At 71.3% G+C, this 9,890-nt stretch carries 10 protein-coding genes and 2 pseudogenes; 7 read left to right on the forward strand and 5 right to left on the reverse strand.

The window, feature by feature from the left end; genetic code table 11:
- A partial coding sequence (locus tag ACWCSD_RS38925) for an ABC transporter substrate-binding protein (protein ID WP_449922437.1) occupies nucleotides 1–608 on the forward strand: 608 nt, incomplete at its 5' end.
- A 3-nt stretch (nucleotides 609–611) separates the two neighbouring features.
- On the opposite strand, the gene ACWCSD_RS38930 is transcribed toward ACWCSD_RS38925, so the two are convergent.
- Complete coding sequence (locus ACWCSD_RS38930; RefSeq protein WP_387666578.1) at nucleotides 612–1,280, reverse strand: hypothetical protein; 669 nt, start codon at nucleotides 1,278–1,280, stop codon at nucleotides 612–614.
- A 370-nt stretch (nucleotides 1,281–1,650) separates the two neighbouring features.
- Between ACWCSD_RS38930 and ACWCSD_RS38935 the strand changes: the two genes are divergently transcribed.
- A complete protein-coding gene (locus tag ACWCSD_RS38935; RefSeq protein WP_449922439.1) occupies nucleotides 1,651–2,946 on the forward strand; it encodes an ABC transporter substrate-binding protein in 1,296 nt (431 codons plus the stop codon).
- A gap of 56 nt (nucleotides 2,947–3,002) precedes the next feature.
- On the opposite strand, the gene ACWCSD_RS38940 is transcribed toward ACWCSD_RS38935, so the two are convergent.
- Together ACWCSD_RS38940 and ACWCSD_RS38945 are read right to left on the reverse strand one after the other, a co-directional pair.
- Nucleotides 3,003–3,404 carry a hypothetical protein gene (locus ACWCSD_RS38940; protein WP_364331230.1) on the reverse strand — a complete coding sequence of 134 codons (402 nt, stop codon included), beginning with the start codon at nucleotides 3,402–3,404 and terminating at the stop codon, nucleotides 3,003–3,005.
- A gap of 59 nt (nucleotides 3,405–3,463) precedes the next feature.
- Nucleotides 3,464–3,640, reverse strand: a pseudogene (locus tag ACWCSD_RS38945) (ABC transporter ATP-binding protein); the annotation flags it as partial.
- A 57-nt stretch (nucleotides 3,641–3,697) separates the two neighbouring features.
- On the opposite strand from ACWCSD_RS38945, the gene ACWCSD_RS38950 reads away from it, so the two are divergent.
- Nucleotides 3,698–4,507, forward strand: a complete 810-nt coding sequence (locus ACWCSD_RS38950; RefSeq protein WP_449922441.1) for a cytochrome P450 — start codon at nucleotides 3,698–3,700, stop codon at nucleotides 4,505–4,507.
- A 68-nt stretch (nucleotides 4,508–4,575) separates the two neighbouring features.
- Here ACWCSD_RS38950 and ACWCSD_RS38955 read toward each other — a convergent pair whose 3' ends face one another.
- Nucleotides 4,576–5,331: an AraC family transcriptional regulator gene (locus ACWCSD_RS38955; protein WP_358295129.1), complete on the reverse strand. Its 756-nt coding sequence runs from the start codon at nucleotides 5,329–5,331 to the stop codon at nucleotides 4,576–4,578.
- A gap of 219 nt (nucleotides 5,332–5,550) precedes the next feature.
- Nucleotides 5,551–6,402 carry a metallophosphoesterase family protein gene (locus tag ACWCSD_RS38960; RefSeq protein ID WP_449922444.1) on the reverse strand — a complete coding sequence of 284 codons (852 nt, stop codon included), beginning with the start codon at nucleotides 6,400–6,402 and terminating at the stop codon, nucleotides 5,551–5,553.
- 209 nt (nucleotides 6,403–6,611) lie between these two features.
- Here ACWCSD_RS38960 and ACWCSD_RS38965 point away from each other — a divergent pair, with 209 nt between their 5' ends.
- The 4 genes and pseudogenes from ACWCSD_RS38965 to ACWCSD_RS38980 form a co-directional block, all read left to right on the forward strand.
- Nucleotides 6,612–7,139, forward strand: coding sequence for a sigma-70 family RNA polymerase sigma factor (locus ACWCSD_RS38965; protein WP_357982041.1), 528 nt, complete (start codon nucleotides 6,612–6,614; stop codon nucleotides 7,137–7,139).
- Nucleotides 7,140–7,153: 14 nt separating this feature from the next.
- The gene (locus ACWCSD_RS38970) at nucleotides 7,154–7,714 is read left to right on the forward strand and encodes a DUF5987 family protein (RefSeq protein ID WP_352330936.1); all 561 of its coding nucleotides are present in this window, start codon (nucleotides 7,154–7,156) and stop codon (nucleotides 7,712–7,714) included.
- Nucleotides 7,711–9,363 carry a GMC family oxidoreductase N-terminal domain-containing protein gene (locus ACWCSD_RS38975; RefSeq protein ID WP_449922447.1) on the forward strand — a complete coding sequence of 551 codons (1,653 nt, stop codon included), beginning with the start codon at nucleotides 7,711–7,713 and terminating at the stop codon, nucleotides 9,361–9,363. Before ACWCSD_RS38970 ends, ACWCSD_RS38975 begins: the two co-directional genes overlap by 4 nt.
- A 10-nt stretch (nucleotides 9,364–9,373) precedes the next feature.
- A pseudogene (locus tag ACWCSD_RS38980) lies at nucleotides 9,374–9,890 on the forward strand (carboxymuconolactone decarboxylase family protein); the annotation flags it as partial.

Raw genomic sequence — 9,890 nt, forward strand, 5'->3', positions numbered from 1 at the left:
AGGCGGCCGAGTTCTCCGCGGACGTCGCCAAGATCAAGGCCAAGAACCCGAAGGCGATCGTGCTGATCGGCTTCGAGGAGGGCGCCAAGGTCATCCAGGAGCTGGTCAAGCAGGGCCTGACGGTCGACAAGGTCAAGTGGTACATGGTGGACGGCAACATGTCGAACACCAACTACCTCAAGATGCCCAAGGGCACGCTCAAGGGCGTCAAGGGCACGATCCCCGGCGCCGAGGCTCCGGAGGACTTCCGCAAGAAGCTCCTGGAGATCAACCCCAAGCTCGAGGACTACACCTACGCCGCCGAGTCCTACGACGCCGCGATCCTCATCGCCCTGGCGGCCGAGGCCGCCAAGGACGACAGCGGCAAGTCCATCGCCGCCAAGCTGCCCGAGGTCAGCAAGGGCGGCGAGAAGTGCAAGACCTTCAAGGAGTGCGCCGACCTGCTGAAGGCCGGCAAGGACATCGACTACGACGGCATCAGCGGCCCGATCGAGTTCAACGACGCCGGTGACCCCGCCGTGGCCACGATCGGCGTCTACCAGTACGGCGACGACAACAAGTACGCGCCCAAGGCCCTGGAGTACCGCACGGGCAACATCGAGGGCTGACCCTCACCCGCCGCCCAGGCCGCACACGCGCAACGAGTACTGGATCAACCGGTCCTGCAGCGGCTTGGGCGGCACCACGATCACCACCCGCTCGGGGCCGCCGTCCACGGTGGCCCGCACCGGGAACAGGAACGCCTTCTTGGCCTCGGCGAAGGCGTGCGGGTCGCAGCGGCCGGGGGTGAGCGTCACCGGCACCTCCGTCCGCTGCCGCCCGGCCTCCAGCACGGCCACGGGCCGGCCGCCGGCGTCCGGCGTGATGATGTAGTGCGTGGTGCCGTCGAGCTCGGTCAGCGTCACCTTGCCGGCGCCGCGCCGGGTGACCACCAGCTTGCCCCGCATCTCCTTGCCCACCTGCTTCCAGTCGGGGCCGAACTCGATGCCGGCGGCCTCCTTGATGAGGAATTCCGAGCATTCGTCCCGAAGCAGGCGGGTCAGCAGCGGGCTGGGGTGCGGCACCTTGAAGACCACCCGGCGCGGCTGCTCGGCGCCGGCGCGGATGTTGGCCACCACGGTGGCGGGCTGGAGCTGCGGCAGGCCCGCGGGCAGGCAGTTGGCCGCGCCGTAGGTGATGCGCAGGTCGGTGCGCTCGGTCCGCTTGATCGTGGCGTCCGTCTTTTCCGGCGGCAGTGTTTTGAACGACGGCGTCACGAGCTGGACGTCGGCGAAATACACGGGTATGCCGCTGGTATTACGGACCGCCACCTCCAGCGCGTGCACGGGCTCGTCGGAACGCCATTGCTCCAGCGTGACCGATACGCCGGCGGGAGGATCCGAGGAAGGCGGCGGGGGCGGCGGCGACGAGGCGCACCCGGCAAGAAGGACCGCCGTGACTAGGACAGGCGTAAAACGCTTCACCCGTCGCACATTAAGCCTGCTAGCGCAGGTCCGTAAGTTGAGGACTGATTACGACTCCGCATCCAAGTGCCGACAGTTCACCCCGCCATCTGGTTCGAGTACACGGCGATTTTGTACGTTTCCGTCATTCGATCGGGAGCGCTCGGCGGTGCTGACGATCCCGGCCTGGAAATGAAGGAGACACTTCATGATCCGCATTGCTCCCGTGGGACGGGCGCTGGCCGTCGCGGCCGCCACCAGCTTGGCCCTGACGGCCTGCGGCGGTGGCGGCAGCAACACCGCCACGCAGTCCTCGCAGCCGGCCGCGCCATCCTCGTCGGCTCCCGCGGCGAAGGGCGACGGCACCCTCACGATCGGTACGCTGCTGCCCCAGACCGGTTCGCTCGCCTTCCTCGGCCCGCCCGAGTTCGCCGGCGTCGACCTGGCCATCAAGGAGATCAACGAGGCCGGGGGCGTGCTGGGCAAGCCCGTCACCAAGTACGACACCGACTCGGGCGACACCACCACGAACATCGCCTCGCAGTCGGTGGACAAGCTGCTGGCCCAGAAGGCCGACGCGATCATCGGCGCGGCGTCCTCCTCGGTGTCGGAGTCGGTGATCGACAAGATCACGGGCGCGGGCGTCATCCACTTCTCGCCCGCCAACACCTCCGACAAGTTCACCACCATCGAGGACAAGGGCCTGTACTTCCGGACGGCGCCGCCGGACAAGCTGCAGGGCCGTGTGCTCGGTGACCTGGTGGTCGCCGACGGCAACGACACGGTCGGCATCCTGGCGATGCAGGACTCCTACGGCTCCGGCCTGGCCGACCAGGTGCAGAAGACGGTCACCGACGGCGGCGGCGAGGTCGTCGAGCGCGTCGACTACGACCCCAAGGCCGCCGACTTCTCCGCCGACGTGGCGAAGATCAAGGCCAAGAACCCCAAGGGCATCGTCCTGATCGGGTTCGAGGAGACCGCCAAGGTCATCCAGGAGCTGGTCAAGCAGGGCCTGCCGGCCGACAAGCACAAGTGGTACATGGTCGACGGCAACACCTCCAACACGAACTACATCAAGATGCCCAAGGGCACGCTTGACGGCGTCAAGGGCACCATCCCGGGCGCGGCCGCTCCGGAGGAGTTCCGCAAGAAGCTCCTCGCCATCAACCCCAAGCTGGAGGACTACAGCTACGCCCCCGAGTCCTACGACGCGATGAACCTGCTCGCGCTGGCCGCCGAGGCCGCCAAGAGCGACGCGGGCACCGACATCGCCGCCAAGCTGGCCGAGGTCAGCAAGGGCGGCGAGAAGTGCAAGGACTTCAAGAGCTGCATCGACCTGCTCAAGGCCGGCAAGGACATCGACTACGACGGCGTGAGCGGCCCGGTCGAGTTCAACGACGCCGGTGACCCCGCCGTGGCCACCATCGGCATCTACCAGTACGGCAAGGACAACAAGTACGCCACCAAGGCGCTGGAGTACCGCACCGGCAACATCGCCGGCTGATCAGCCTCCCCCAGCACCCCGAGAAGGGCCCGGTCCGCGCGGACCGGGCCCTTCCGTCATGCGCAGCCGGCCACGATCTGCTCGGCGGCGGCCCGGTACTGCCGCAGCAGCGCGACCTGCCGCGCGTGCGGCACGTCGTTCCTGGACAGGCCCGCGGTGGCCGTCTCGACGCTCTGGACGGCGGCGTGCAGCGAGGCCGGCAGCCGGTCGCCGAACTGGAGCGTGATGCCGCGCAGCTCGGCCAGCCGGCCGATGACGGCGTCCTCGAAGTACTGCTGCTCCTCCTGGCCCTTCGGCCTCAGCATCAGTTCGGCGTAGCCGATGGCCGAGACCACGCGCGCGCACGGGCTGTCGGTCGGGTCGCCGCCGGTGCTGTACCGCTGCGCAGAGGAGGCGTCCTCCTGGCAGCCGACGAGCAGGACGGGCAGGACGAGCGCCACTGTCAGCATTCGTTTCACAGCGTTCATTAAAAAACGGAGAAGGGGCCCCGGGGGAGCCCCTTCTCCGTTCGATCCGGTTACGCCTTGGCCAGCGTGCCCAGGTACAGCTCGATGACCTTGGGGTCGTTGGCGAGCTGCCTGCCGGTGCCGGTGTAGGCGTTGCGGCCCTGGTCGAGCACGTAGCCGCGGTGGCAGATCTGCAGGCAGCGGCGGGCGTTCTGCTCCACCATGATCACCGTCACGCCCGCCTTGTTGATCTGCTGGGCCTGGATGAAGACCAGGTCCCCTTCGAGGGCGTCCAGGACCAGGCCATGTTCGAGATGGTGACGCTGGCCATGGTGCCGTTGTGGCTGCCGCTGCCACTGCACCTGCGGTTCCGCCGGTCCCGGCGGGAGTTGTACCGGGTCGTGGACCTGCTGGTGGCCGAGCGGCTGGCGAACCCGACCGGCGGCGGCGACCTGCTGTCGCTGCTGATCGAGTCCACCGGGCTGCGGAAGGACCCGCGGGCCGCCCGGCAGCGCCTGCGCGAGGAGCTGGTCACGGTGCTGCTGGCCGGGCACGAGACCACGGCCAGCACCCTGTCGTGGGCCTTCCACCTGCTGGACCGGCATCCGGAGGTGCGCGAGCGGGTGCGGGCGGAGGCCGTCTCGGTGCTGGGCGACCGGCCGCCGGTGTACGAGGACCTGCGCAGGCTGACCTACACGGCGGCGGTGCTGGAGGAGGTCATGCGGCTGTACCCGCCGGTGTGGGCGCTGACCCGGGTGGCGCGGGAGGACGACGAGGTGGGCGGGTACCGGGTCCCGGCGGGCGCGGACGTGCTCATCAGCCCGTACACGCTGCACCGGCATCCGGCGTACTGGCGGGAGCCGGACGCGTTCCGTCCCGAGCGGTTCGAGCCGGGCGCGCCCGCCGACCGGCCGCGGTACGCCTACATCCCCTTCGGCGCGGGCCCGCGCTTCTGCGTGGGCAACCACCTGGGGATGATGGAGGCCACGTTCGTGCTGGCGATGGTCACCCGGGAGCTGCGGCTGACCGGGCTGCCCGGCCGGCGGGCGGTCCCGGAGGCCATGTTGTCGCTGCGGGTGCGCGGCGGCCTGCCGATGACGGTGAGCCCGGCCTAGAGACCGGAGGTCACGCAAGGGCCCGCGGACGTCGTCCGCGGGCCCTTCCGCACGTGCCGCCCTTCCTGTCAGGTGTGGGTGTCGGTCCAGGCCAGCAGGTCGCGCAGGGCGAGCAGGACGGGCGGGTCGAGCGCGTTCATGGGACGCAGCCGCAGGTCGGCGCGCTCGCTGCCGCCGCCGCCCACCTCGATCGGCCCGATCCGCGCGATGCACGTCGCGGCGTCCCCCTGGGGCGGGTGGTGCACGGCGTCCTCGCGGAACTCGGCCACGGACTGGGCGATCAGGTACCAGCTGCCCTTGGGCACGTTCTCCAGCACGTACGGGCCGGGCCGGTCGATCAGGGTGAAGCTCGCCGGTCTGCCCTCCAGGATCTGGCCGGGGAACACGCCGGCGAACACCGGCCGGTCGGCCAGCGGCGAGGTCACGACGCCGTGCAGGGTCGCCGCCGGGCCGCCGAACGCGCGCTCGCCGCCGGCCAGGTCCGCCGCCGTGACGCTCAGGAACTGCCGGTACCTGCTCGGCGACAGGCCCACGCTGTGGGTGAAGCGCGAGCTGAAGGTGCCCACGCTGGAGTAGCCGACCTGGTGGCTGATGTGCGTGATGCTGAGCGAGGTGGACACGAGCAGGCGTTTGGCCTCGCGCAGCCGCACCGCGGACAGGAACCGTCCAGGGGACAGCCCGGTCACGCGCTGGAAGACGCGCGAGAAGTGGAACTTGCTGAACATCGCGGTCCGCGCCATGTCGTCAATGGTGAGCTGCTCGCCGTGGTTCTCCTGCATGCTCTCGATGACCCGCAGGACCGCTCGTTCGATGACGTCGTCCATATGGTCTCCCGGAACCCGGAAGCCCTCGGGCGCGCGTCCCCCGTCGATTCTCCGGCCGGAGAATTCCCGGGGGGCGCGACGATTCCTCGGCGCTCCGGATGCATTGCCTTTCGGTTGCCACCTGGTACACGCTCTCGGGCGCGCAGTACGCTGCATGACAAATCGCCCTTTTTTGGGAAATCTTCGGAAATCTCGGCAATTTCTCTGAGAATGCGATTTTTATCGGGCCCATTCGCGGCGGGGGGCCGGCAGCAGTTGCCTGAGCGCCCGGCCGTCGCGGTGGTGCGGACGCCGCTCGTGCGGGTAGCCGAGCGAGACCTCCTCGAAGCGCACCCCGTCGTGCCAGCTCGTGCCCGGGATGTGCAGGTGGCCGTAGACGACCGCGGCGGCGCGGAAGCGCAGGTGCCAGTCGGCCGTCTGCTCGGTGCCGCACCACTGCGCCAGCGCCTGATGCCGCAGCACGCGGGTGGGGGCGCGCAGCAGCGGGAAGTGGTTGACCAGGACCGTGGGCAGGGCCGGGTCGAGCGCGTCCAGCCGCAGCTCGCTCTCGCGCACCCGGGCCCGGCACCACGCCTGCCTGCTGGGATAGGGCTCGGGATGCAGCAGGAACTCGTCCCTGCACACCACCCCCTGTTCGCGGGCCAGGCCGAGCGCCTGCTCCCGGGTGGTGCCGGGCGGGCGGAAGCTGTAGTCGTACAGCAGGAACAGCGGGACGACGGCCACCGGGCCGCCCTCCCCCGTCCAGACCGCGTACGGGTCCTCGGGCGTGAGCACGCCGAGACGCCGGCAGATCTGCACCAGGCGCCGGTAGCGCTCCTCGCCGCGCAGGCCGGGGTCGCCGGGCGTGGTCCACAGCTCGTGGTTGCCCGGGGCCCACACCACCTTGGCGAAGCGCTCGGCGAGCAGGCCGAGCGTGCGCTCGAAGGCGTCCAGCCGCTCGGCGACGTCCCCCGCCACCAGCAGCCAGTCGTCCTCGGTGCGCGGGCGCAGCTCCTCGACGGCCGCCCAGTTCTCGGGAAATCCGACATGGAGGTCGCTGATCGCCAGTAATGCCGCACCGGAGGCGCTCACGCCGCGAGCGTATGCGCGCGAGAACGACCGGGAAGCGTACGGCGAGAAAAACAGGGGTCCCACAGGGGCGAATAGGGGGTGGCGGCGGAGCCTTTGTGGATAAGGGCGCGGGGGCGTCCGTTAGGGGTTGTTGCGGCGCACCGCGCATTCAATTCTGAGCATGCCGAAGAAAGCGGAAATTGCACGGCCGTGTTCCGGGGGTGAGGGTGATGGCCGATGTACGGGGGCAGGAATTCGCTGATTTCGCGCGGGAGGCCAGGCCCATGCTGCGCCGGGTGGCCTTCCGGCTCTCCGACGACTGGCACGAGGCCGACGACCTCGTCCAGCGCACTCTGCTGGCGCTGCACCGGCACTGGGACGGCCTCGACCGGCGCGACCGCGCCGAGGCGTACGCGCGGCAGATCATGCGGCGGCTGCTCATCAGCGACCGCAGGTCGCTGCGCTGGTCGCGGGAGGTGCTCAGCGGCGCGCCGCCCGACGCGGCCGCGGCGCTGGACCCCTACGACCTGGTGGGCGAGCGCATCGTGCTGATGGGCGCGCTGGCCAGGCTCGGGCCGCGGCAGCGGGCGACGATCTTCTTCCGGTTCTGGGAGGGGCGCAGCGCCGAGGACACCGCCCGGGTCATGGGCAACGAGTCCTCCACGGTCCGCAGCCAGACCGTCAGGGCGCTGAGCACCCTGCGGGCCGCGCTGGCGCGCACCGACCCCGCCGACCGTACCGACCGAAAGCCGACCTGAACGAGGGAGTACCCATGGGTCCACTGCTCTACGAGACGAGGGTGGAGACGCTGGAGGCGCTCGCGGACACCATCGTGCCCGGCCCCAAGCGCGGTCCGGACGACCGGGCGGTGGCGGGCATGAGCCCGACGGGCGGCGCGGTCGCGGCCGGCGCCGTCGAGCTGCTGGAATGGGACGCCACCGGCGTCACCGAGGGCCTGGACGACTACGCCCGCTCGCTGAACGAGCACGCCCGCGCCCACGCCGACCAGCACGGCATCGTGCTGGAGGAGGGCGTGCCGGCGTTCGTGGCCCTGCCGTTCGAGGAGCGCGGCGCGCTGGTGCGCACGCTGACCGCGCCCGGCCACCCGGAGAAGGCGCTGTGGGTGCTGCTGGTGCTGTTCTGCTACATGGCCTACGACTCCGCCGCCCACCTGCACACCGCCGACGCCATCAGGGCCGGGCATCCCGGCCTGACCGCCATGGGCATCGCCCCGCCGGACGCGGACGGGCTCTGGCGCTTCCCCGCCTACTCCTACGGCCGTCCCCTCGCCGACCTCCACCCGGACACGACAGCTTCAGGGAGCCCCGCATGAACGGCGTCGAACGCACCGACGTGCTGGTGATCGGCAGCGGCTTCGGCGGCGCGATCCCCGCCTACCACCTGGCCGCCGGCGGCGCCGACGTGGTCATGCTGGAGCGCGGCCCGTGGCTGGAGTCGGCCGACTACGAGCACGACTTCAAGCTGGGCTCGTCCTACACCCGCATCTTCGACTTCACCGTCGGCGACGGCATGAGCGTGCTGGGCGGCAACTGCGTGGGCGGCGGCAGCGTGGTCTACTTCGCGGCCATGCCGCGCGCGCCGCGCTTCGTCTTCGAGCGCCGCGGCAGCATCAAGCGCCGCATGTGGCCGGCCGCGATCAGCCGCGACACCCTCGACCCCTGGTACGACCGGGTCGCCGAGTCGATCTCCATCACCCAGCAGGGCTGGGAGGACGTCTCCTACTCCGGCGGCCTGTGGGCGGCGGCCTGCCGGCACGCGGGCCGCACCGCCAACCCCGTGCCCGCGGCCGTGGACACCGGATCCTGCGTCAACTGCAACTGGATGATGGCCGGCTGCCGGTTCGACGCCAAGCAGTCGCTGCTGGTCAACTACCTGCCGGCGGCGCTCGCCCACGGCGCCCGGATCCGGCCGCTGCACGAGGTGCAGAGCATCGAGCGCACGCACGACGGCTCCTACCGGGTGCACTACAAGATCGTCCATGGCGAGGACTACCGCCTGACCGAGGGCGAGGGCACAATCGAGGCCAAGGTGGTGGTCCTCGCCGCCGGCGCCGCCGCCACGCCGGTCATCCTGCAGCGCAGCGAGGCCGCGCTCGGCGCGATGCCGCACGCCGTGGGCCGCTACTTCTCCGGCAACGGCGAGCGGCTCAACACCGCCGTGCTGAACGAGGAGCGCGTGCGCGAGGTGCTGGGCCTGGAGCGCGGCGACGGCCTGGCGTACGCGGCCAACCAGATCGGCAAGGGCCCGACGGTGGCCAACTGGGACCGGCTGGACGGCTCGCTGCCCGAGTACACCCGCTACTCGCTGGAGCAGCTCTACTTCCCGCCCGGCCTGGGCACCATCCTCGCGCTGGCCGGCGGCCCCGACCCGGCGTGGTTCGGGCTGCGTAAGAAGGAGATGCTGGAACGCTGGCGGTCCTGGCTGATCATCTTCCAGATGATCGAGGACGACAACGAGGGCGTCTTCGGGCCGCCGCCCGTGCGCGGCAACGCCGACCGGGTGTCCCAGCAGATGCTGGGCGTCGGCCGGCTGTCGTACAAGCCGACCGCGAACACCTCGGCCGCCTGGGCGATGGCCGACGCCGAGTGCAAGGAGATCCTGGAGCGCGACGGGCTGGCCACGGTGACGCCGTGGACGAACGACCTGGTCGGCGCGTACACGGTGCATCCGCTGGCCTCGTGCCGGATCGGCGACGACCCGTACACCTCGGCGCTGGACGACGGGCACGAGCTGCGCGGGCACCCGGGGATCTTCGTCACGGACGGCTCGGCCGTGCCGGGCGCGCTGACCGTCAACCCGGCGATGACCATCTCCGCGCTGGCCGAGCGGGCCGTGCCGGGGATCGTCAGGGCCGCGCGGGAGCGGGGCGTGCAGGTCTCCTACGGCGCGCCCGCCCCGGACGGCTCCACCGCCGGCCGCCGGGCCACCGCGTCGCTGGCCGCCGCCGCGCTGCGCGGTTAGGGCGCCGGCGATGGGACGGCTGTTCAGCCGGATGACGGCGCCCGGCGCGCTCGCCCAGGTGCGGCACGTCCGCCCGGTGCGGCCGGGCGCCGCCCGCGGCCTGGTGGCCCGGGTGTACGAGCAGGTCGAGCGGGACTTCGGCATGCTCGCGCCGCCGGTGGCCCTGCACTCCCCCGCGCCGCGCGCCCTGGCCGCGTGCTGGCTGGTCCTGCGCGAGTCGCTGCTGGCCGCCGGGGCGGCCGGGCGGGTGGCCGGGGAGCTGGTGGCGCGGGAGGTCTCGGCCGGCAACGCCTGCCCGTACTGCGTGGACGTGCACGGCGCGACCCTGCGCGCGCTGACCCCCGCCGATCCCGGGCTGCGGCCGCTGGCCGCCTGGGCCAGGGCGAGCGCCGCCCCCGGGGCCGGCGGGCCGCCGGTGACGGGGGCGGCGGCCGTGGAGCTCGTGGCGGTCGCGGTGACCTTCCAGTACCTCAACCGCATGGTCAACGTGTTCCTCGGCGACTCGAGCCGAACCAGATGGCGGCGGC

It is taken from the genome of Nonomuraea sp. NPDC001684, assembly GCF_053596515.1.